Source organism: Bradyrhizobium genosp. L, assembly GCF_015624485.1.
Taxonomy (GTDB): domain Bacteria; phylum Pseudomonadota; class Alphaproteobacteria; order Rhizobiales; family Xanthobacteraceae; genus Bradyrhizobium.
Window position 1 is genome coordinate 5,945,523 of record NZ_CP061378.1, and the last position, 21,823, is coordinate 5,967,345.

Consider the following 21,823-nt stretch of genomic DNA (forward strand, 5'->3'; position numbering starts at 1 on the left):
CGACTAAACAATGGGTATCGCGGAAACCGCGACGCGTTCAACCCCCTTGCAACCCCCTTGCAATCCCCTTGCCATCCCCTCGCCTGCAAAGGCGCCGGAAATGTGAAGCTTGATTTTGACCCGATAATCGCCACCTTGCGGATGACCGCCCGCCTTTTCGCCCCATTTTGCCGGGTTTCTGTTAACCCTCCATGCCCCCCAGCTTTACCGATATCGTCGAGGAAGCCCGGCTCTCGGCGCGGGCGCTGCTCGACTATGGCGAGGGCTTCTTCAACCCCACCGTGCGGCTCGGCGTCACCGGCCTGTCGCGCGCCGGCAAGACCGTGTTCATCACCGCGCTGGTGCACGGGCTGACCCGCGGCGGCCGCTTCCCGGTATTCGAGCCCTACGCCTCGGGAAGGATCGCGCGTGCCTATCTTGCGCCGCAACCCGACGATGCGGTGCCGCGCTTCGCCTACGAGAACCATGTCCGCACCTTGGTCGAGGAACGGCGCTGGCCGAGCTCGACCACCGACATCTCCGAGCTGCGGCTCGTGATCGAATACCAGCGGCAAAATGGCGCGGACCGGACGCTGACGCTCGACATCGTCGATTATCCCGGCGAGTGGCTGCTCGACCTGCCGCTGCTGAACAAGAGCTTTGAGCAATGGTCGGCCGAGAGCCTTGCGCTGTCGCGCGAACCGTTGCGCGCGCAACTCGCCGCGCCATGGCAGGCGCATCTGGCGACGCTGCAGCCGGACGCGCGCGAGGACGAGCAGGCCGCGCTCGCTGAAGCAAGGCTGTTCACCGACTATCTGCGCGCCTGCCGCGACGATCGCTTCGCGATGAGCCTGCTGCCGCCCGGCCGCTTCCTGATGCCGGGCAATCTCGCCGATACGCCGGCGCTGACGTTTGCGCCGCTCGATGTGCCCATCGACGGCAGCGCGCCCGCTGGTTCGCTGTGGGCGATGATGCGGCGGCGCTACGAGGCCTACAAGGATGTCGTGGTGCGACCCTTCTTCCGCGATCATTTCGCGCGGCTCGATCGCCAGATCGTGCTGGCCGACGCGCTTGCCGCATTCAACGCCGGACCCGAGGCGCTGCACGATCTCGAGGCCGCCCTCGCCGGCATCCTCGATTGCTTCCGGATCGGCCGCAGCACGATTTTGAGCGCGCTGTTCCGGCCGCGCATCGATCGCATCCTATTCGCGGCGACCAAGGCCGACCATCTGCACCACCAGAGCCACGACCGGCTGGAAGCGGTGCTGCGGCGGATCGTGGCCAGGGCCGCCGAGCGCGCCGAATATGCCGGTGCTGCGATCGACGTGGTGGCGCTATCAGCGGTGCGCGCCACCCGCGAGGCGCAGGTGAGCCGCGGCCGCGACACGCTGCCGTCGATCCTCGGCACGCCGGCGCCGGGCGAGGTCGCCAATGGCGAGACGCTGGACGGCGAGACCGAGGTCGCGACCTTTCCGGGCGACCTGCCCGAAAATCCCGAGGACCTGTTCAAAGGCACCTTCCGCGGCCTCTCGAGCGCCGATGCCGAGGCTGCCGACTACCGCTTCCTGCGCTTCCGTCCGCCCAAGCTGGAACGATCGGGCGATGCGGAGCCGTCGCTGCCTCACATCCGCCTTGACCGCGCCCTCCAGTTCCTGATCGGAGACCGACTGCAATGAACGACAAGACGCCGCAGCGGCGGCCGGCGACGTTCAAGCTCGACGATCCCGGCGTGGTCGTGATCGATTCCGACGACACCGGCCGTCTCGCGCGCGGCACGATCCAGGTCGTGCCGGAAGCCGAGCCGTTGCTGCTGCCCGCGACGATCGACGCACCGCTACTGCCGGCGCGCCGCGGCTTCCGCTGGGGCACGCTGTTCTGGAGTTCGGTCGCGGGCCTGGTCGCGCTCGGCACCGGGCTCGGCGTCATCGATCTGATCGAGGATCTGTTCGCGCGGAATGAAGGCCTCGGCGTGCTCGGGCTGGCGCTCGCGGTGATCGCCGCGGTGGCGCTGGCGGTCGTGACCACGCGCGAGCTGGTCGGGCTGACGCGGCTTGCGACCATCGAGAAACTGCATCTGCGCGCGGCCGAGGTGCTGATCAGCGACGACCGCGCCGCGAGCCGAGCCGTCGTCGCCGACCTGCTCAAGCTCGCGCACCGGACCCCGCAGCTCGCCCGCGCCCGCAGCGCGCTGCAAAGCCATACCGAAGACATCATCGACGGCGCCGACATGATCCGCCTCGCCGAGCGCGAATTGATGACGCCGCTCGACGAGGAAGCGCGGCGGCTGGTATCGAGCGCCGCACAGCGCGTCTCCGTCGTCACCGCGGTCAGCCCGCGCGCGCTGTTCGACGTGCTGTTCGTGTTCGTGGCGTCATTGCGGATGATCCGGCAATTGGCGCGACTTTACGGCGGCCGTCCCGGCGCGCTCGGCATGATCAGCCTGCTGCGCCAGGTGATCGCGCATCTCGCCATTACCGGCGGCATCGCCGCGAGCGACAGCCTGATCCAGCAGATGCTCGGCCACGGCATCGCCGCGAAACTTTCGCAGCGGCTCGGCGAAGGCATGCTCAACGGCCTGCTCACCGCGCGGCTCGGCCTCGCCGCCGTCGACGTGACCCGGCCAATGCCGTTCAATGCATTGCCACGCCCGGCGCTGGCGGATCTGGCAAAGGACCTGCTCCGCAAGCGGGAGGAGGAAGAGTGAATGCGTAGGGTGGGCAAAGCGCAGCGTGCCCACCATCACGAGCCGTGCAAGACGTGGTGGGCACGCTACGCTTTGCCCACCCTACGAATGCGGCTCGCTCGGCGCATGTCCATGGCAGTTATTGCGCCCTCTCCCCTTGTGGGAGAGAGCAGCTCCGGTGTCAGCCCGAGCTCGCTTGGGTGAGGGGTATGTCTCCACGAGCGCTGCCCCTGCGGAGAGAGACCCCTCATCCGGCAGCCTTCGGCTGCCACCTTCTCCCACAAGGGGAGAAGGTGAAGTCGCCGCACTCATCCAGCAGCGCCAGCACGCGCCAGCGGAAGAAGGTGCTGTTCGGCGGCGGCGACAAATCAGGCGTCCAGCCAGAGATCTTCTCCAGCGCGTAGGTATCCATCACCGTGCCGCGCCAGCTGCGCACGACGCGCTCCAGCGGCTGCCGCACCGCGGTGGTCTCATTCCATAGCGGCAGATCGTGCTCGGGCTCGCGGCCGACATAGAGGCCGACGTGATCCCTGATCATGTTCAAGCCGGGATCGGCAAAGCCCTGGAAGCGACCGCGTTCGGCGATTTCGATGACAGGCACGCGGCCGCGCAGGAACCAGCGCAGCATCGCATAGGTGCGGTAATCCGTGGTCGCGACCCAGGTCGCGCCGGTCGCCTTGAGTTGCGCCTCGGCGCGCGCGGCCAGCAGGTCGTAGCCTGCTTCGGTGCCAACCGGATCGGTGTGGCCGGTGATGTTCCACGGCACCACCGTGTAGTACAGGAACACGCAGACGACGAACGCGATGCCCGACGTAACAGCGGTCCGCGCCCAGAACACCGTGGACTTGACCAGCCCGACCGACCAGCCCTCGAACGGCATCTTCGTGACGTTGATGGCGACCGCGGCAAGGCCGGCCGGCCACAGGAACATCGGCCAAGTGTCGCCGACCCGCAAGGTCAGCGACTTCCAGAGGAAGTAGACGAACGGCAGCAGCACCGCCGTCGACAGCAGGATCGCGACCGGCTCGCGCTTGCGATAGCCGCGCCACGCCGTCAGCGCGGTGCCGAACAGTGTGACCGGCAGCAGCACGAAGCCGACCAGGCCGAACTGCATGCCGATGAACTCACCGAGCGTGCGCAACTCGATCTCGCGCTCGACGGTCGCGCGCACCGCCTGGAAGCGGAACGAGGCCCAGTCGTGCTGCGCGTTCCAGATCAGCACCGGCGAGAACACGAGAACCGCGAGCACTGCGGCGAGGTACGGATACGGGCTGCGTAGCCAGCGCCACCGCCAATCCGGCACCAGCGCGAACGCTACCACCGCCGGCGCAAGCATGATCGCCGTGAATTTCGACAAGGCGGCGAGCCCGGCAAATAGCCCGGCGGCGAGCCACCAGCGCCCGTCATTCGTCTGTGCGAGCCGCACCAGCGACCACAGCATCGCCACCGCGAACGGGATCAGCGCGGTGTCGGGCGCGACCTTGGCCATCAACAATCCGTAATACAGCGCCGCCTCCGGCAGCAGCAGCGCCAGCATCACGGCGCGGACATTGTTGCCTGTGACGCGGCGGACGATGTCGGCGAGCAGCAGCTGGGTGACCAGCATCGCCACGATGCCGCCGAAGCGGACGCCGAAATTGGTGTCGCCGAAGATCGCCGTGCCGAAACGGATCGACCAGGCGATCATGGGCGGATGGTCGAGGAACGACAGCACGTTCTCCTTCGACCAGGTCCAGTAATAGGCCTCGTCGGTGCGCAGATCGAGCGCATGGGCATAGACCAGCCGCATCACCGTCATGGCCGCGATCACGGCGATCACGCCGCGCCAGTCGGGCGCGCGGGAGCGCGCCGGCTTAACGCTGATGTTATCGGCTCCAGGTTCGGCTTGAGCTATCGTCACGGCGCGCTTTTTGTTCGACTCTGCGGGGGGTGTCAACGTGCCAGGGCATCCCCTATCCCCCACGCGGCGGCCGGCAATGGTGTTCAGCACGGGAATTAACCACTAGACTTGCCGATCATGACTCACATGACCTCCCCTTCGCGTGACCATCTGCAGGAAATCGCCCGCGGCGTCGGCCTGCGGCAGGTCCGCCTGGCCTCGGGCGCGATCATGTTCGCCTATCTGGTCAGCCATTTCCTCAACCACGCGCTCGGCAACATCTCGACCGAGGCGCTGGCGATCGGCGTCCACTACCACACGCTGTTCTGGCGGTTCCTGCCGGTCACGATCCTGTTCTACGGCGCCTGCCTGGTGCACACCGCGCTCGGCATCTATGCGCTGTACCAGCGCCGCGAATTCCGCTGGAAGGCGATCGAGCCGTTGCAGCTCGTGCTCGGCCTCAGCGTCCCGATGCTGATCCTCTTTCACGTCGTTGGCGTTCGGCTCGGCTATTCGCTGTACGGACAGCAGAAGCTCTACCCGCAGGAGTTCTACAACTTCTTCGTCGCGGCGCCGTATCGGCTGTGGCAGACGCTGGCGGTGCTGGTCATCGCCTGGGTGCATGGCTGCATCGGGCTTTATTTCTGGCTGCGGATGCGCGCCTTCTTCGAGCGCGCCGCGCCGTTCCTGCTCGCCGCCGCGGTGCTGATCCCGACGCTGGCGATGCTCGGCATCTACCAGGGCGGCCGCGCCACGCTCGCGGACTATGACGATCCCGACTGGCGCAAGCAGGAGCTCTCGGTCGAGAAGCTCGGCACGGCGGCCGAGGGCAACATGCTCGAACGCATCACCGGCGGTCTCACGATCGGCTATCTCGGCCTGCTCGGCCTCGTCCTCGTCGGCCGCGGGGCACGTGCGCTGCTGGAGCGTCGCGGCGGCATGATCGCGCTGTCCTACGGCAACGGCCGCACGCTGCGGGTGCCGAAGGGCTTGAGCGTGCTGGAGGCGAGCCTGCGCTACAACGTGCCGCATGCCAGCGTCTGCGGCGGCCGCGCACGCTGCTCGACCTGCCGCATCCGCATCATCGGCGACCACGCCACACTGCCCGAGCCGTCGCCGCGCGAGGCGTTCGTGCTGCATCGGGTCGGCAGCGCCGATCCGTCGATCCGGCTCGCCTGCCAGCTGCGGCCGAGCACCGACCTCTCCTTCTTCCAGCTGTTCCTGCCGAACACGATTTCGGCGGACGGCCATGCCACAAACCCGACACGGGTCGGCCAGGAGCGCTATCTGGTCAGCATGTTCGTCGACATGCGCGGCTCGACGCAACTCGCCGAGAAACGGCTGCCGTTCGACACCGTGTTCATCGTCAACCGCTTCCTCGGCGCGGTGTCGCAGGCGGTGCTGGAAGCCGGCGGCCGGCCGAACCAGTTCATCGGCGACGGCATGCTGGCGCTGTTCGGGCTCAGCACGGACCGCCACACGGCCTGCCGCCAGGCGTTGCGCGCGGCGGCGCTGATCGCGGCCAATATCGAGGAGCTGAACCAGTTCCTCAGCCACGATCTGCGCGAGCCGATCCGCTTCGGCATCGGCATCCATGGCGGCGAGGTGATCGTCGGCGACATCGGCTATCGCGACCACATGGTGTTCACCGCGCTGGGCGATGCCGTCAATGTCGCGGCGAGGCTGCAGGACATGACCAAGAGCCTGGCCTGCGAGGCCGTGATATCGGACGAGGTGCGCGCCACCGCCGACCTCGCTGAAGACGCCCTGCCCGCGCAGCAGGTCGCGATCCGCGGCCGCAACGAGCCGATGATCGTGCGCACGGTCGTCTCCACACACGTGCTGTCCGCGCTCGTCAGCGACGCGCGCGCGGTTGCGGCCTGACCGGTTCAGCGCCTCCTCGTCACAGTGTGATCTGCAGCACACCTGAACATCCGTTCAGCGAATGCCCTCGAACGCGCCGCGCGCTCGGCGCGACTGATGGGCGATGGGTAACACTGCAACCGCGCCACGACAGAGCTCAACGCGCATCCAAAGGAGAAAGACCATGTTTCGCAAACTGACCCTCGCAATCGCCACTGCCGCCACCCTCGGTGCCGCCGCGCTGGCTCCGACCGCCGCTTCCGCCAAGCCGTTCTTCTTTCATCCGCACCACTTCTGGGGCGGCCCCGGCATCGCCGTCGGCTTCGTCGACAGTGGCTGCTACGCCACCCGCCTGGTGCTGACGCCCTACGGCTATCGCTATCGCACCGTGAACGTCTGCTACTGATCGAACCCCGATCGAATCCTGCGGTTCGATCGAAACGCCCCGGCCGCCGACGCGGTCGGGGCTTTTCGTTGCTGCGACGCGAAGCCGGTGGACGCTGCGAAAGCTCAATTGACTCGGCCATCCCCGGTGCGACATTTGCACCTCGCGCGCACTCCATGATGCGACGGCGCGCGAGCCAGGCGGGTGTGGTGGTGACCAGCTCGCGACAAAGAACAGCTTCGGAGGAAGCGGAATGCTCGATCGACGAGACTTGATGAAGCGCGCCGGCATGGCCGCTTTGGTGACGGGGCTGGGATCACGCGGCGCATTCGCGCTCGACACGGTGACCTTGCCGATTGGCAATGGCGAACGGCCGCTGGTGCGCTATCCGCAGAAGCGCCCGTTGATCGGCCTCACCAGCCGGCCGCCGCAACTGGAAACGCCGTTCGCGATTTTCAATGACGGCCCGCTGACGCCGAACAACGCCTTCTTCGTCCGCTATCACCTCGCCGGCATTCCCTACAATCTCGATCCCGATACCTTCACGCTCGAGATCAAGGGCAAGGTCGACAAGCCGCTCAAGCTCTCGCTGAAGGACATCAGGAAGATGAAGGCGACCGAGCTCGTCGCCGTCAACCAGTGCTCCGGCAACAGCCGCGGCTTCTTCAATCCGCGCGTCGCCGGCGGCCAGCTCGGCAACGGCGCGATGGGCTGCGCGCGCTGGCACGGCGTGCCGCTGAAGACCGTGCTCGACATGGCGGGCGTGCAGGTCGGCGCCAAACAGGTGACGTTCGGCGGCATGGACGGCCCGGTGATGGAGACGACACCCGATTTCGTCAAGGCGCTCGACATCGACCATGCGCGCGACGGCGAGGTGATGCTGGCCTATGGCATGAACGGCGACGACCTGCCGTTCCTCAACGGCTTCCCGCTCCGCCTCGTGGTGCCCGGCTATTACGGCACCTATTGGGTGAAGCACCTCAACGAGATCAACGTGATCGACAGCGTGTTCGACGGTTTCTGGATGAAGTCCGCCTACCGGATTCCGGATACGCCCAACAACGCGGTCGAGCCCGGCACCGCGCCGAAGGCGACGATCCCGATCAACCGCTTCACGGTGCGCTCCTTCATCACCAGCATCGCCGACGGCGGCAAGCTGAAGGCCGGCCGCACTTTGCTGCGCGGCATCGCCTTCGACGGCGGCAAGGGCATCAAGGAGGTCACGGTCTCGACCGACGGCGGCAAGAGTTGGACGCCGGCCAAGCTCGGCAGGGATCACGGCAATTACGCGTTCCGCGAATGGAAGCTGAAGGTCAGGCTCGCGGCTGGATCGTATGACCTGAAAGTGCGCGCCACCAACAATGCCGGCGACACCCAGCCAATGGATCCGCTGTGGAATCCGGCCGGGTATCTGCGCAATGTCGTCGAAACCGTGCACGTCACGGCGGCGTGAGGAGACGCATCCATGACATTCAACCTGCTCCCCACTTTCGCTGCGATCGCCACGCTCTCGATCGCCGCAGCCATGGCCGCGCCGGTGAACTACACGCTCCCCGAGGAGACCGCGTCGTTCAAGCCCGGCCCCAATCTCGAAATCGTGCAGAACAACTGCACCGCCTGCCACTCGGCCGACTACATCAAGACCCAGCCGCAGGGCGAGAAGTTCAAGAAGGATTTTTGGCAGGCCGAGGTAACCAAGATGATCAAGGTCTACGGCGCGCCGATCGACAATGCCGACGTCGGCAAGATCGTCGAGTATCTCGCCGCGACGTATTGAGGCTTCCAGCGACGCGGGAACGCTCGTCCGGCCGCACCGGAACAGACGATTTTGCACTGCATCAATTGACCAGGAAACAGGCAGATCGGCATCCAGGTCACACAAATCCGGGCGTTTCTTGCCGAAAACACACCCTCGTTTGATCTACCCAGCTTTTTTCAAACTGCTATCCTGTCCGGCACAGACAGGTCGGTTTGTGCGGGGACCGGCGGGTCTGCTTTCGATTGATTCCGCGGAGACGACTGGAATGCCCAAAGGTACAGTGAAGTGGTTCAACCCGACGAAGGGTTATGGCTTTATCCAGCCCGCATCGGGCGGCAAGGACATTTTCGTGCATATTTCAGCGGTTCAGAAGGCTGGTCTTCAGTCCCTGAACGAAGGCCAGTCGGTCGAATACGAAGAGATCGCAAATCGCGGCAAGACTTCGGCTGAGAACCTGAAGGTCTAGCGCTCCAACGCCAGACGACACGGCGCACTCTCGGAGGTTATCCGGGAGTGAGGACCGAGCCAGCAATCAAGACATCGTGACGTTCGGCGGAGCGGCGAGTGTCGGCGCGTGCCGCCAACGATGACATTCGTGAACGTCACAGGCAGGTGCCACTCTGGCCCGAGCCGCACGGCACCTTCTTCGACAATTCCTGGATCTTGCGCCTGGACTCCGCCTGCGCCAGCACGTCGAACACGCTTCCCGGCGCAAGCTGCGTGGCCTTGCGGAAATCGTCCGTCGCCTTGCCCGGATCGTTGAGGGCCTCGTGCGCCTTGGCCCGTGCGAACAGGCTCTCCACCGTCTCCTTCTGCGCGATCGCACGATCGAGATCCGCGACCGCCTTGGCGTAGTCGTGCTGCGCCGACCAGGCGATACCGCGCAGCGTCAGCGCTTCGTGATAGTCCGGCCGGCTCGCCAGCACGAAATCGAGATCCTTCATCGCGTCATCGGTCTTCTTCAGACCGAGATAGGCCCGCGCCCGCAGCACATGCGCGAAGGGATCGTTCGGCACCTTGCCGACGATCTGGTCGAACGCGACGACGGCCCGGTCATATTGCGCCGAGGTCAGCATCGCGAGCGCACGGCCGAGCTGCGCCGTGGGATTGCCGGGGTTGCGCTCCAGCACGGCGTTGATGTCGACGAGCCCCTCGTCGGTGCGGCCCTTGAGCAGCAGTTCCAGTCCGCGCCAGGATCTCGCCAGCAGATTGCCCGGTGCGAGCGCCAGCGCCTGGTCGAAATCCAGCAGCGCCTTGTCGATCCGGTTCAGGCTGACATTGGCGAGCCCGCGCTCGGTGAAGGCCAGCGACTCCTTGGCGTTGAGCGCGATCGATCGATCGAAGTCGGCGAGCGCGTCCTGCACCTTGCCGGTGCTGGCCTTGGCCATGCCGCGCCCGAGATAGGCCAGCGAATTGTTCTGATCGAGCGCGATCGCGCGGTTGGCATCGGCCGTGGCGCCATCGAACTGCCGGATCCCCGCCAGGGTGATCGAACGGAAGGCAAGCAATTGCGCGTCGTCCGGCTTCTGCCGGAGCAGATCGTCGAGGTCGTTGCGCGCCTCGGCAAGCCGATTGAGCCGCCAATAGGCCAGCACCCGCAGCCGCAACGCCGCTCCGTTGTGCGGATCGCCGCTCAGCAGCTGGTTGAGGCCAGCGAGGGCGCCTGCAAAGTTGCCCTGGGCGATCGACTGCTTCGCCTGCTCGATCTGCTGGCTGACGGCCGGCGTCGGCTGCGCTGTCGATGGAGCCGGCGTTGCCTGCGGCGAGACGGCCGTGCCGGACTTGGCAAGCTCGGTCTGCATTGCGACCGCCTGCTGGCGCTGCTGCTGCACCTCCTTGTTGTCAGGGACGAACGTCAGGAGCTTGTCGAAATCGGCAATCGCACGCGCGTAGTCCCCCTTGGCGCTGTAGAGCTGGGCGCGAGCGAAATAGGCGCCGCGCTCGGTCTGCGGCGCCTGCGCGATCGCGCGGGAGAAATCCACGATCGCAGGCTCGATGTCGCCCTTGCGGCGATAGGCCTGGCCGCGCCAGTAGAACGCGCCCTGCGTATTCGGATTGATGGCAAGGGCGGTGTTGAGGTCGGTCAGCGCGGCATCGAGCTGCCCGGTTTCGACATTGACCCGCGCCCGCCCGACATGGGCTACGGCAAGATCCTGCTTCAGCGTAATCGCCTGATCATAATCGACGAGCGCATCCGGCCAGGCGCGCTGGTCGGCGCGCAGATTGCCGCGCGCCACGAAGACGAAGGCGTTTTTCGGTTCGAGTTCGACCGCGCGGTCGAGGTCGGCCCGTGCCTGGTCGAGCTTGCCCTGATGCTGCCGCGCATAGCCGCGCGAGAGCAGCGCAGCGATGAATTGCGGGTTCAGCTGCAGCGCTGCGTCAGCATCAGCCGCCGCTGCGTCGAACTTGCCATGGTTGTTGTAGAACCGCGCGCGGCCCGCAAAGGCCTTGACGCGGTCGTCGGCCGGCCGCGCCGCATCGTTGACGATGGCCGAACAGGCGGCCTCGGTCTTGTCGGCGGTCTGCCCGTTGCAATCCTCGAGATCGCCCGCCCGCGCCGCGCCAATGGCTGCGGACATCAACAGCGCGATCGCCGGCAACAGGCGGCGGCCGATGTTGCAGATCACGGCATCAGCGCAGATCGGGTGAAACCGCATGTCGTAACCCCGGCGATTGGCTGGAAGCTCCGGCTATCCCTGCAGTCAACGCTTCAGACGCCTTGCGGTGCCAGCCCCACGGCGGCAGGCCACCGTTCAATCTTCCGTCACCCATTTCGTGACGGTCATCACGTCGGGCGGCTGCAAATAGCCGCGCGGCCAGAGATCGACCACCCATTCCACCTTGGTGGCACGCTCGACCAGCACGGCGGTGTTGTGCGGCGTCTGCCCCAGCGAGAACCCGCGGTAGTGGGGATCGCCGACGTCGTGAAACCTGAACAGGTTCCACATCTGCATCACCAGCATCAGGCTCGTGGTGTTGCGGGTGATATCCCAGCAATCGTAGTTGTGACTGTCATCGTTGGCCCGGAAGTCGGCCTTCGCGACGCGCTTGCTGGTGCCGAGGATCGGCCCCATGCGGCGGTCGAACCAGATCACCGCCTTCTGCATCGCCGCGCGCTCGGCGGCTGCGTTGGCGCGGCCACCGGCCATGATCCGGGTCAACGCCGCCCTGTCGCCCGCGGTGAAATCGAGCATCACGCGGCGCCGGCAGACGAAGCTGTAGCAGACCGTCATCTGGCTTGCGGTCGGCGGATAGATCGAGACCGAGGTGTAGAGCTGGGCCTGGCCGGAGCTGAGCTCGGCGGCGGAGGCAGACCAGGTCGACAGCAGCGCCAGCATGGCACCACCCAGAACACCGGCAAATCCGGTCCGCCGCGCTCGTTTCCGCTGATCGGTGTCAGTCATGATCCCTGCCCCACTGCAAGCAGGATTAACGTGGGTCGACAGCGATGCCAATACGCCGGGCGCATGGCTGTGGATCACATCCGGCGGATGTCAGCCGACCGGCAGCGGCGCGTCGCGCTTGACCTCCTCCATCACGGCATAGGTGCGGGTCTCACGCACGCCAGGCAGTGCCAGCAGGGTCTCGCCAAGAAACCGGCGATAGGCGGTCATGTTGGCGAGGCGCGCCTTGACCAGATAGTCGAAGCCGCCGGCCACCATGTGGCACTCCAGCACTTCCGGCGCGGTCTGGACCGCCTTTGCGAATTTCTCGAACACGTCGGGCGTGGTCTTGTCGAGCAGCACCTCGACGAACACCAGCAGACCGAGCCCAAGCCGGTGCGGATTGAGCCGCGCGCCATAGCCTTCGACAAAGCCGTCGCGCTGCAATCGCTTCAGCCGCTCGCCCGCCGACGTCGGCGACAGACCGATGCGCTCGGCCAGCTCCACATTGGCGATCCGGCCATCCCCTTGCAGGATCGAGAGGATTTTGCGGTCAATCTTATCGATGTCCGTCATATGTCTGGTTATCTCTGATATCTACCTTATTTTCTAAGGCAAATGTGCTAATTTGTCTATCGAACCACGGTCCGTGAGCGCGTAGGTGTTCCCGCGAAACCCCTGAGGAACCGCCATGCCTGACCCGTCACCCGCCCCTCCCTTATTCAGCCCGCCTTACGCGGCTGATGACGCTGCCATCGCGGGCCGCCTGCTGCGGGAGGCCAGGCTCGGCGCGGAGCGGGAGACGCGGATCGATCGCACCGCGACGCGGCTGATCGAGGCGATCAGGGCGAACGACGATCCGCTCGGCGGGGTCGAGGACATGCTGCGGGAATTCGCGCTGTCGACCAAGGAGGGGCTGGCGCTGATGGTGCTGGCGGAGGCACTGCTGCGGGTGCCCGACGCGCGCACCGCCGACCAATTCATCGAGGACAAGCTCGGCCAGGGCGACTTCATCAATCACGAGACCCGATCGAGCGCGTTCCTGGTCAACGCCTCGGCCTGGGCGCTCGGCGTCTCGGCCCGTGTGATCAAGCCCGGCGAGACGCCGCAAGGCACCATCGGGCGGCTGACCAAACGGCTCGGCGCGCCGGCGGTGCGCGCGGCGACGCGGCAGGCGATGCGGCTGATGGGCAGCCATTTCGTGCTCGGCGAGACCATCGAAGCGGCACTCGCGCGCGCGCAATCGCATGCGGCACGCACCTCGCGCTACTCCTTCGACATGCTCGGCGAAGGCGCGCGCACCGCCAGTGACGCGCAGCGCTATTTCGAATCCTATGCAAGTGCGATCGAGGCGATCGGCAAGGCCGCAGGAAGCCGGCCCCTGCCCGACCGACCCGGCATTTCCGTCAAACTCTCGGCGCTGCATCCGCGGTTCGAGGCGGTCAGCCGTGCGCGCGTGATGCGCGAGCTGGTGCCGCTTCTGGTCGACCTGGCGCGCCGCGCCAAGGCGTTCGAGCTGAATTTCACCGTCGATGCCGAGGAAGCCGATCGGCTCGAGCTGTCGCTCGATGTGATTGCCGCGGCGTTCGCCGATCCGTCGCTCGCCGGCTGGAGCGGCTTCGGCCTCGCGATCCAGGCGTATCAGAAGCGCGCCACTGAGGTGATCGAATACGTCGATGCGCTTGCGCGCAGCCTCGACCGCCGAATGATGGTGCGGCTGGTCAAGGGCGCCTACTGGGACACCGAGATCAAGCGCGCGCAGGAGCGCGGCCTCGACGGCTATCCGGTGTTCACCCGCAAGGCGATGACCGATTTGAACTACGTCGCCTGCGCGCAAAAACTGCTGGCGGCGCGGCCGCGGCTCTTCCCGCAATTCGCGACCCACAACGCGCTGACGGTCGCAACCATCCTCGAACTATCAGACGATTCCAACAGCTTTGAATTCCAGCGCCTGCACGGCATGGGCGAAGCGCTCTATGCGCAGCTCGGCAATGACCGGCCCGAGATCGCTCACCGCACCTACGCGCCGGTCGGCAGCCATCGCGACCTGCTAGCCTATCTGGTGCGGCGGCTGCTCGAGAACGGCGCCAACTCCTCCTTTGTCGCGCTCGCGGCGGACAATCGCGTGCCGATCGCGGACCTGTTGCGCCGCCCGGTCGAGATCATCGGTGCGGACACCAATGCGTCTCATTCCGGAATTCCGCTGCCCGCCGATCTCTATCGGCCGCAGCGCGAGAATTCGCATGGCATCGAATTCGGCGAGCGGAGCGCGCTCGACCGGCTGATATCGGCGATCGCGATCGAGAAGGCCGCGCCCACCGCGATCGCCGCGGCGACCCCCGCGCAGGCGGACGCGGCCGTCGTAGCGGCGCGTCGCGGCTTCAAGGCATGGAACGGCACGCCGGCCGCGCGGCGGGCCGACATCCTGAACAAGGCCGCGGAGCTCTTGGAGCAGCGCCGCGCGCACTTCATCGCGCTGCTCCAGAGCGAAGGCGGCAAGACAATCGATGACGCGCTCTCGGAGCTGCGCGAGGCGGCCGATTTCTGCCGCTACTATGCCGCGCTCGGGCGCAACTTATTCGGCGAAGCCGAGGCGATGCCCGGACCGACCGGCGAGAGCAACGTGCTGGCGCTGCGCGGCCGCGGCGCCTTCGTCGCGATCTCACCATGGAATTTTCCGCTGGCGATCTTCCTCGGCCAGGTGACGGCGGCGCTGATGGCCGGCAACGCCGTGGTGGCAAAGCCCGCCGAGCAGACGCCGCGCATCGCGGCCGAGGCCGTCGCGCTGCTGCATGAGGCGGGCGTGCCGGCGTCCGCATTGCATCTGGTCCAGGGCGACGGCGCGGTCGGCGCGGCGCTAGTCGCGCATCCTGCCATTGCCGGCGTCGTCTTCACCGGCTCGACCGAAGTGGCGCGCGCGATCAACCGCACGCTGGCGGCCAAGGACGGGCCGATCGTGCCGCTGATCGCGGAAACCGGCGGCATCAATGCGATGATCGTCGATGCCACCGCGCTGCCCGAGCAGGTCGCCGACGACGTCGTGATGTCGGCGTTCCGCTCCGCCGGCCAGCGCTGCTCGGCGCTGCGGCTGCTGTTCGTTCAGGACGACGTCGCCGACCGCATGATCGAGATGATCGCCGGCGCCGCGCGCGAGTTGAAGATCGGCGATCCCTCAGATCCGTCGACCCATATCGGGCCGGTGATCGACGCCGAGGCCAGGCAGCGGCTGGACGCGCATATAACGCGCATGAAAAAGCAAGCGCGCGTGCATTTCGCGGGCGACGCCCCGGCCGGCAATTTCGTCGCGCCGCATATCTTCGAGCTGGCGGCCGCGAGCGAGCTTACCGAAGAGGTGTTCGGGCCTGTCCTGCATGTCGTGCGCTACCGCGCCGAAAAACTCGGCGAGGTGCTGGCCGCGATCGAGGCGACCGGCTTCGGGCTGACGCTCGGCATCCACTCCCGCATCGAGGACACCGTCGAGGCCATCGTCGATCGCCTCCAGGTCGGCAACATCTATGTCAACCGCAACATGATCGGCGCGGTCGTCGGCGTGCAGCCGTTCGGCGGCAGCGGCCTGTCCGGCACCGGCCCCAAGGCCGGCGGCCCGCATTATTTGACGCGGTTTGCCACCGAGCAGACGGTGACCATCAACACCGCGGCGGCCGGCGGCAATGCGGCGCTGATGGCGGGGGTGGAGTAAACTTCTCATCCTCCCCTGGAGGGGGAGGATCGGTTCGCATGCAATGCGAACCGAGGTGGGGTGGAAGTCTCTCCACCCGAACGCTGCCCGTGTTGAGAGATCACCCCACCCCCGTCTCACATTTCGCTTCGCTCAATGTGAGCCGACCCTCTCCCTCCAGGGCTAGGGGATTCCCGGATTTTGTGACTGTGTAGCAAGGGCATAGCCGTCGAGTGTTGCGGCAAGGCGGTTCCAGCCGTCGCGCATGGTCTTTGGTCCTGGAGGCTTGTAGTAGCAATTCCATCCGCCGAGACGGGCCGCGATCCATGAGACGAAGGCAAGCGAGCCGATAGGATGCGGGTTTTTCTGCCGTAGCGTTTTGCCCTCGAGCTTTTTTGACAGGTGCTCGAGCGCGACGGCGAAGCTTTCGTCAATGACATCGGTTGCCGGGCGGAGGCTGCCGTCTCTGGCATCGACAAGCTGGATCGTCCGAATCGCGCCAGCGAGCGCGATGGCGGTCAGATTAAACATCCGCTCGGCGTCGACGACTTGGCTGTCGTCGAGGGCCAAGCCGTCGCTCTTGAGGGCGCGGAAGACTTGTTCGATGCGCCAGCGCAAGCGATAGAGGCGGACGACGTGTTCAGCCTCGGTCGCACAAGTGACGGTGCGGGTCGTGAGTAGGCGCCACAACAACGGCGTCTTGCCTGACGGCGCATCGACCTCTCGTGCTTCCACCAAGGTGAGTTCGACGCTGCCGGCCGCCTCGGATTGCCCCAGACTTTGTGAGCGGGCGATGTGCACCGAGCCCGCGCGGAGTTCGACGGTCGCGACGCGCCCTTTGTCACCAGGCCCGCGCGGCGCCACGCGGACCTCGCTTCTGCTCAGCACTTCAGCACTGGCAAGCGCCCCAAAGAGCGTTCCCCCACCGAGCAAAGATCGATCCTGACCGGCGCGCACGATCAGATCGAGCCGCTCCGGTTTGCGGGCAAACAGCAGGTAAATGTCGCTTTCGCGATCGGCCACCATTGTCACCTCGGCGGCATCGGACAGCACGCTTGCCGTGGCCTGACAGCCCAACAGCCAACGCGCCGATTCCTTATCCTCGATCGCGCGATTGCGGCGCGACGTGACGCGATCCGCAGACCGCGTCCAGATCGCCGCATCGACAAGACCGACCACGGCTTCGCTTTCGATATCGACGGCAATCACTGGATGGATGAAGAAGCCAGGGGTTTGGCCATCGCCGGCAGGTCCGAAGCCCCGCCGCTTCTTGTCACGACCGCCAAAATTGATCTCGGTCGTGTCCTGGACAGCCAGAATGCGGCGACCGGCGCATTGAACCGCAGTCCGCCCGGCCAACGTTTCCACAATCCGATCGACCGAAACATGGGGCGAAGACAGAAACCGATGCACGGCCTTCTCGCCCGCGCGCGTCTCCCCCAATTTGCGTAGCACCAGCGTCCCCGCCGTCGCCACCCGCTCGATCAGCCAATCAGCCCGCTCCGCAACCCGAACATCGCCAAAAGACATCGCAGGCCTCTCGTCCAAACAGGTCGAAAGGCCTTGAATCACATTCACAAACTCCGGGGAATCACTTTCGGGGCTCCCGTAGCCCGCAAGGGGAGGGTAAGAAAGCGCCGTTGCATCGATCCCCCGACATTGGTCAAATGGCGCCTCGATCGGGATCATCGCACGCGATATTCCAGCTACCGGAAAAACACCAACAAGCGCCACGGGAGCGAGGGCACGATGGACAAAGGCATTTTTGACGGGCTCAAGGTTCTCGACTGCGCGAGCTTCATCGCGGCGCCCGCGGCCGCCACGGTGCTGTCCGACTTCGGCGCCGACGTCATCAAGATCGAGCCGCCCGGCGCCGGCGATCCCTACCGCAATCTGCCGAACCTGCCCGGCTATCCATCCAGCGAGCACAATTTCGCGTGGATGCTGGAGGCCCGCAACAAGAAGAGCCTGGCGCTCGACCTCACCAAGCCCGAAGCGCGCGAGGTGCTCTACAAGCTCGTCAGCGAAGCCGACGTCTTCATCACCAACATGCCGCCCCAGGTGCGGGCCAAGCTCGGCATCACGCACGAGCATCTCGCCCATCTCAACGACCGGCTGATCTACGCCTCCTTCACCGGCTATGGCGAGAAGGGTGAAGAGGCCAACAAGCCCGGCTTCGACTCCAACGCTTATTGGGCCCGCTCCGGGCTGATGGACCTGGTGCGCGCCGACGAGGACGTCACGCCGGCGCGTTCGGTCGCCGGCATGGGCGATCACCCCTGCGCGATGGCGTTCTATGGCGCGATCGTCACCGCGCTGTTCCAGCGCGAGAAGACCGGCAAGGGCTCGCATGTCTCGACCAATCTGATGGCCAACGGCGTCTGGGCCAATGGCGTGCTGGCGCAGGCCAAGCTGGTCGGCGCCAAGTTCAAGAAGCGCAAGCCGCGCGAACAGGCGCTCAACGCGGTCACCAACCACTACAAGTGCAAGGACGGCCGCTGGATCATCTTGTCGCTGCTCAACGAGGAGCGGCAATGGCCGACGCTGATGCGCTGCATGGGCCGCGAGGATCTCGTCACCGATCCGCGCTTCGCCACCAAGCCGGACCGCCATGCGCGCTCGGTCGAGTTGATCAAGGTTTTCGACGAGGTGTTCGCCAGCAAGGATCTTGCCGAATGGCGCAAGATCCTCGACGGCAACGGGCTGGTGTTCGGTGTCGTCGGCATCCTCGACGATATCCCGCACGACAAGCAGATGATCGAGAACGAGGTGCTGGTGCGCTTCGAGAACGATACCATGCTGACCGTCAACAGCCCGATCTTCATCGACGGCGCCAAGAAGGTGCAGCCGCGCAAGCCGCCCGAAGTCGGCGAGCACTCGGACGAGATCCTGCGGCAGGCCGGCTACGACGAGGCGACGATTCAGAAGCTGCGCGCGTCGGGCGCGGTGGCGTAGGCGGCCGTCTCTCTCGTCGTCCCGGCGAAGGCCGGGACCCATAACCACCAATGCAGATTGCTGCGCGACACTGGAACGACGAGTCCCATTCACAACCTCCGCCGCGGAGTATGGGTCCCGGCCTTCGCCGGGACGACGAACGCGGATGGGGCGTCCGGTCTTTGTCAAACTCGGCGTGCGTGTGAAACGAACTCAACGCTTCAGCCAGGCCCAGACGATGGCGACTGCGATGATGCCGATGATGATTGCGAGCCCGATCGCCCAGCTGCTGACACGGACGGCGCTGACGGTCTGACGTTCGGCCTCGTTCGCCGCGATCTCGCGGTTGCGCTGCTTGTTGTCCTGCTCAGGAGCACTCATCCGCCAGGTCTCCGCTCAAGGGCTTGCCGGGTCTTGGGCGATCGCCAATGTAGCATCAAATAATGACGCCCGGGCCTATCGGTTCCGGCAAAAGCGGCGCTACCGCCCCTTCACGAAGCACATACCCATGCGCGAGGTCTTGCCCGCAACCTGGCAGGCGAGCCCCTCCGCACAGGTCCAGCCGCGGAAGCTGCGATCGGTCTCGGCCGGCCTCGCCCCCGGCAGATAGCAATGCGCGCCCCAGCCGTCGCTGTATTCGGTGCCGGCAAGCTCGGTCGAACCGCGCAATTGCGGGCGGTTGGAGAAGCCGCGCGAAAAGTCCGGCGCTCTGCCGTCGCGGAAGCTTGCGAGGATATCGCGGCGGCGGACCTGGTCGCCGAAGAAATGCGGCGAGGCCGGCACTACGGTGGAGTTCGACGGTTTGGCCGCCATCCAGTCGACGCCGGGAAAATGGAAGCCTCCGATGCCGCGGGTCTGGTGACAGCCGGCGCAGGTGACGTCGTTGAGCCGCCGCTCGAAGCCGGCGACGGACTGGATGTTCTGCAACTTCGTTCCGTCGGCCGTGGCCTTCTTCAGGGCGCCGACCACGTCGCCATCCGAGAACACCGCCGGGCCGGCCGCGCCCTCGCCCTGCACCAGCCCGAATTCGGGCGCGAGCTCGCCGAGGTCGAAGCCGGCCGGGGTCGGCGCCACCGCAGACGTGGCGAGGAATTTCTCGGGGATCAGCAACGTGCCGCGGTCGAGTTCGGCGAAATGCGCAGGCGCGAGCAGCCACGCCTTGAAGTCGCGGCGCAGCCCATCGTCGGCGAGGATGCGATCGCGATCGATCTGGTTCTCCATCGGCGCTTCGACGAAGCGCTTCGTTGCGCCGTCATAGTCGAACACTTTCAGGAGATAGTCGGTGCGGAAATCGCGCAGCGCCGATTTCGGCGCGTGCGCGATCTGCAGATTGGTCTCGATGCGGTCGATGTTGCTAATATCGATCAGCGCGAGCGGTCCGTCCGTGCCGAACAGGTTTTCCAGTGTCGGCGGCGTGTCACCCATGTCGAGCCAGCGCCGGGCGATCCCGCGACAGGTGAGTGCGGCATCGTTGCCGTCGCCTTTCGCCTTCAACACCAGGTTCAGCGTCATCGGCAGGCGTTGCGAGACCGCATTCTCGCCGATCAACGGCACGTCGGCGCGGGTCAGCCGGTAGATCAGCCGGATCTCACCGCAGGCATCGGGTGCCACATAGGCGCGGTCCATCCGGTTGACGATGCCTGACAGCACGAAGCGGACATCCGCGGAATCGAACAGCGCGCGGTCGAACAGCTGGAAAGCAAAGCGATCGCCCGTGCCGATGCTCTCGTTCGGCAGGCTTGCTTTGTGCTTCTCGACATAGCGGTCGAAGTCGCGCGCCAACGCCTCATGCACCGGCACCATCGCGGGCAAGGCGAACAGCTCGCGGTTCGACAGCGGCGTATCGACCGAACGCTCCGGCGCCAGCATGCGGCCGAGACCGAGGCGGCCGTGATCGAGCTCGCGCAGAACGGCGGGATCGATGATCCCGGCACCGCGCTCGAGTGCGCGATCCTCGCCGGCACGCGCGAATGCCGCGCCACAGAGCAGGAGGAACAGGGCAAGGAGACTTCGCAGCGCGCCGCTCATGCCTCCACTAACACCGCGCGCCGACGCCTATTCAAGAAAAAAGGCGCTTCACATCGCGGTGAAGCGCCTTGCTGTTGTCGACTTTCGGCGATCAGCGCGAAACGATCAGGCCCCGGCTGGTGACGACCACCCAGCGGCCGTCCTGCCTGCGGATCGCATCGACACGGCCGAGCCCCGGGACGGGGTCGCCGGCATAAACCTCGTAGATGCCGCCGCGGCCTTCGATCAGCGCGCCGCCATTGCCGACGTCGCGCAGCGCCCAGCCGTCGAGCACCGGAAGGCGGCCGACCTCGGTCTTGGGCGCGGCAGCGGCCGGCGTGGCGGCAGCCGTCTGCGGCGTCACCGTGCCGGTGGTCTCGCGGGCGGGCGTCTCGCGTGCGGTCGCGGGCGTCGCAGCCGCGGTGGTGGTCGGCGCCTGCGGCGTGGCGCGGAGCTTGTCGACGGTTTCGGTGAGCTTGGCGAGCTTGGCCATCGGCTCGGCCTGCGCCTTCTCGACCTTTTCGAGACGATCATTGGCGCGGTTGAACTGGGCCTGGCCGGACTTGGCGGTCTGCTCGACGCTGGCCTTCAACGAGGTGATCTCGGATTCGATCCGGGCGATCGCGGCTTCGCGGGCGCTGTCCTTGGCGGCCATATCTGACCCGCCCGTATCCTTCGCGGAGGCAACGGCAGGCGTAGCGACACGGCTGAAACCTGCGGTCGCCAGCGCGCCGCCGATAGCGCCCGCGACGGTCGCGAGCGCAATCACGGCGGCCATCGCCGCAAACCGGCCGGACGACTTGGCGGGCTGCTCGGCGGCCGGCTTGGACGCGGTCTCTTCATGGTCCCACGAGCGATCCCAGGCGCGGTTGCCCGGCGCCATGATCATCAGCTTGCCCGGGAAGCGCGGCTCCTCGCGGGAGCCGGTCTCGACCTTGGGCGTCTCCATGTTGACCGGCTCGACGTCGGGTTCGAACCTGGCTGCGTCCAGCGGCGGCGGCTCGACCTTCGGCGCGTCCATTTTGGGCGCGTCGGCCTTCGGCGCCGTCTCTTCCTGATCGGGCGAGAGGCTGGGAGCCTGGACATGAGCCTCGGTTTGGGCCGCGGCCATCACGGGCTCGCTCTTCGCCGCCATATCGGCACCGGCCTGACTGCTAACCGGCTCGCTGTGCTGCTCACTCACGTTCAAAGTCTCCAGACTGGGTTGACAATTCGGTAACTTTTATTGCTTGCGAAATCGTTACCCGGGCGTTGCATTACCTAAGTTTTAGG

The 21,823-nt window shown here is 66.2% G+C and carries 17 protein-coding genes; 9 read left to right on the forward strand and 8 right to left on the reverse strand.

Features of this window, described 5'->3' with window-relative positions; translation table 11 throughout:
- Positions 1-191: 191 nt before the first annotated feature.
- The gene (locus IC762_RS28290) at positions 192-1,655 is read left to right on the forward strand and encodes a YcjX family protein (RefSeq protein WP_195785453.1); all 1,464 of its coding nucleotides are present in this window, start codon (positions 192-194) and stop codon (positions 1,653-1,655) included.
- Positions 1,652-2,683, forward strand: coding sequence for a YcjF family protein (locus tag IC762_RS28295; RefSeq protein WP_195785454.1), 1,032 nt, complete (start codon positions 1,652-1,654; stop codon positions 2,681-2,683). The genes IC762_RS28290 and IC762_RS28295 overlap by 4 nt, the downstream gene beginning before the upstream one ends.
- A gap of 226 nt (positions 2,684-2,909) precedes the next feature.
- On the opposite strand, the gene IC762_RS28300 is transcribed toward IC762_RS28295, so the two are convergent.
- A complete protein-coding gene (locus IC762_RS28300; RefSeq protein WP_195790322.1) occupies positions 2,910-4,460 on the reverse strand; it encodes a glycosyltransferase family 39 protein in 1,551 nt (516 codons plus the stop codon).
- Between the two features lie 228 nt (positions 4,461-4,688).
- Here IC762_RS28300 and IC762_RS28305 point away from each other — a divergent pair, with 228 nt between their 5' ends.
- The 5 genes from IC762_RS28305 (at position 4,689) to IC762_RS28325 (ending at position 9,014) form a co-directional block, all read left to right on the forward strand.
- Complete coding sequence (locus IC762_RS28305) at positions 4,689-6,425, forward strand: adenylate/guanylate cyclase domain-containing protein (RefSeq protein WP_195785455.1); 1,737 nt, start codon at positions 4,689-4,691, stop codon at positions 6,423-6,425.
- A 163-nt stretch (positions 6,426-6,588) separates the two neighbouring features.
- Positions 6,589-6,810: a hypothetical protein gene (locus IC762_RS28310; protein WP_195785456.1), complete on the forward strand. Its 222-nt coding sequence runs from the start codon at positions 6,589-6,591 to the stop codon at positions 6,808-6,810.
- A 232-nt stretch (positions 6,811-7,042) separates the two neighbouring features.
- The gene (locus IC762_RS28315) at positions 7,043-8,242 is read left to right on the forward strand and encodes a molybdopterin-dependent oxidoreductase (protein ID WP_195785457.1); all 1,200 of its coding nucleotides are present in this window, start codon (positions 7,043-7,045) and stop codon (positions 8,240-8,242) included.
- Positions 8,243-8,254: 12 nt separating this feature from the next.
- On the forward strand, positions 8,255-8,566 hold the full coding sequence (locus IC762_RS28320) for a c-type cytochrome (RefSeq protein WP_195785458.1): 312 nt from the start codon (positions 8,255-8,257) through the stop codon (positions 8,564-8,566).
- Positions 8,567-8,813: 247 nt separating this feature from the next.
- Positions 8,814-9,014: a cold-shock protein gene (locus tag IC762_RS28325; RefSeq protein ID WP_163149424.1), complete on the forward strand. Its 201-nt coding sequence runs from the start codon at positions 8,814-8,816 to the stop codon at positions 9,012-9,014.
- Between the two features lie 136 nt (positions 9,015-9,150).
- Here the strand turns inward: IC762_RS28325 and IC762_RS28330 are convergent, their stop codons facing one another.
- The 3 genes from IC762_RS28330 to IC762_RS28340 form a co-directional block, all read right to left on the reverse strand.
- The gene (locus IC762_RS28330) at positions 9,151-11,205 is read right to left on the reverse strand and encodes a tetratricopeptide repeat protein (protein WP_195785459.1); all 2,055 of its coding nucleotides are present in this window, start codon (positions 11,203-11,205) and stop codon (positions 9,151-9,153) included.
- A gap of 96 nt (positions 11,206-11,301) precedes the next feature.
- Complete coding sequence (locus IC762_RS28335; RefSeq protein ID WP_433995854.1) at positions 11,302-11,952, reverse strand: hypothetical protein; 651 nt, start codon at positions 11,950-11,952, stop codon at positions 11,302-11,304.
- Between the two features lie 90 nt (positions 11,953-12,042).
- Positions 12,043-12,507 (reverse strand): Lrp/AsnC ligand binding domain-containing protein, encoded by a 465-nt coding sequence (locus IC762_RS28340; RefSeq protein WP_195785460.1) that lies wholly within the window; start codon positions 12,505-12,507, stop codon positions 12,043-12,045.
- A gap of 115 nt (positions 12,508-12,622) precedes the next feature.
- On the opposite strand from IC762_RS28340, the gene putA reads away from it, so the two are divergent.
- On the forward strand, positions 12,623-15,631 hold the full coding sequence (putA, locus tag IC762_RS28345) for a bifunctional proline dehydrogenase/L-glutamate gamma-semialdehyde dehydrogenase PutA (protein ID WP_195785461.1): 3,009 nt from the start codon (positions 12,623-12,625) through the stop codon (positions 15,629-15,631).
- A 162-nt stretch (positions 15,632-15,793) separates the two neighbouring features.
- Here the strand turns inward: putA and IC762_RS28350 are convergent, their stop codons facing one another.
- Positions 15,794-17,299: an IS4 family transposase gene (locus IC762_RS28350; RefSeq protein WP_210338392.1), complete on the reverse strand. Its 1,506-nt coding sequence runs from the start codon at positions 17,297-17,299 to the stop codon at positions 15,794-15,796.
- Between the two features lie 60 nt (positions 17,300-17,359).
- On the opposite strand from IC762_RS28350, the gene IC762_RS28355 reads away from it, so the two are divergent.
- Positions 17,360-18,565 (forward strand): CaiB/BaiF CoA transferase family protein, encoded by a 1,206-nt coding sequence (locus tag IC762_RS28355; RefSeq protein ID WP_195785462.1) that lies wholly within the window; start codon positions 17,360-17,362, stop codon positions 18,563-18,565.
- Positions 18,566-18,757: 192 nt separating this feature from the next.
- On the opposite strand, the gene IC762_RS28360 is transcribed toward IC762_RS28355, so the two are convergent.
- From IC762_RS28360 to IC762_RS28370, 3 genes are all read right to left on the reverse strand, one after another.
- The gene (locus IC762_RS28360; RefSeq protein WP_195785463.1) at positions 18,758-18,925 is read right to left on the reverse strand and encodes a hypothetical protein; all 168 of its coding nucleotides are present in this window, start codon (positions 18,923-18,925) and stop codon (positions 18,758-18,760) included.
- Between the two features lie 99 nt (positions 18,926-19,024).
- On the reverse strand, positions 19,025-20,572 hold the full coding sequence (locus tag IC762_RS28365) for a hypothetical protein (protein ID WP_195785464.1): 1,548 nt from the start codon (positions 20,570-20,572) through the stop codon (positions 19,025-19,027).
- 91 nt (positions 20,573-20,663) lie between these two features.
- On the reverse strand, positions 20,664-21,740 hold the full coding sequence (locus IC762_RS28370) for a hypothetical protein (protein ID WP_195785465.1): 1,077 nt from the start codon (positions 21,738-21,740) through the stop codon (positions 20,664-20,666).
- Positions 21,741-21,823 lie beyond the last annotated feature (83 nt).

What these genes read in the sequence shown, in the direction of transcription:
- IC762_RS28305 (WP_195785455.1), top strand. Translation starts at nt 4,689, where the DNA reads ATGACCTCCCCTTCGCGTGACCATCTGCAGGAAATCGCCCGCGGCGTC.
- IC762_RS28365 (WP_195785464.1), bottom strand. Translation starts at nt 20,572, where the DNA reads ATGAGCGGCGCGCTGCGAAGTCTCCTTGCCCTGTTCCTCCTGCTCTGT.
- IC762_RS28315 (WP_195785457.1), top strand. Translation starts at nt 7,043, where the DNA reads ATGCTCGATCGACGAGACTTGATGAAGCGCGCCGGCATGGCCGCTTTG.
- IC762_RS28355 (WP_195785462.1), top strand. Translation starts at nt 17,360, where the DNA reads ATGGACAAAGGCATTTTTGACGGGCTCAAGGTTCTCGACTGCGCGAGC.
- IC762_RS28320 (WP_195785458.1), top strand. Translation starts at nt 8,255, where the DNA reads ATGACATTCAACCTGCTCCCCACTTTCGCTGCGATCGCCACGCTCTCG.
- IC762_RS28290 (WP_195785453.1), top strand. Translation starts at nt 192, where the DNA reads ATGCCCCCCAGCTTTACCGATATCGTCGAGGAAGCCCGGCTCTCGGCG.
- IC762_RS28340 (WP_195785460.1), bottom strand. Translation starts at nt 12,507, where the DNA reads ATGACGGACATCGATAAGATTGACCGCAAAATCCTCTCGATCCTGCAA.
- IC762_RS28295 (WP_195785454.1), top strand. Translation starts at nt 1,652, where the DNA reads ATGAACGACAAGACGCCGCAGCGGCGGCCGGCGACGTTCAAGCTCGAC.
- IC762_RS28325 (WP_163149424.1), top strand. Translation starts at nt 8,814, where the DNA reads ATGCCCAAAGGTACAGTGAAGTGGTTCAACCCGACGAAGGGTTATGGC.
- IC762_RS28335 (WP_433995854.1), bottom strand. Translation starts at nt 11,952, where the DNA reads ATGACTGACACCGATCAGCGGAAACGAGCGCGGCGGACCGGATTTGCC.
- IC762_RS28300 (WP_195790322.1), bottom strand. Translation starts at nt 4,460, where the DNA reads ATGACGGTGATGCGGCTGGTCTATGCCCATGCGCTCGATCTGCGCACC.
- putA (WP_195785461.1), top strand. Translation starts at nt 12,623, where the DNA reads ATGCCTGACCCGTCACCCGCCCCTCCCTTATTCAGCCCGCCTTACGCG.
- IC762_RS28310 (WP_195785456.1), top strand. Translation starts at nt 6,589, where the DNA reads ATGTTTCGCAAACTGACCCTCGCAATCGCCACTGCCGCCACCCTCGGT.
- IC762_RS28330 (WP_195785459.1), bottom strand. Translation starts at nt 11,205, where the DNA reads ATGCGGTTTCACCCGATCTGCGCTGATGCCGTGATCTGCAACATCGGC.
- IC762_RS28360 (WP_195785463.1), bottom strand. Translation starts at nt 18,925, where the DNA reads ATGAGTGCTCCTGAGCAGGACAACAAGCAGCGCAACCGCGAGATCGCG.
- IC762_RS28350 (WP_210338392.1), bottom strand. Translation starts at nt 17,299, where the DNA reads ATGATCCCGATCGAGGCGCCATTTGACCAATGTCGGGGGATCGATGCA.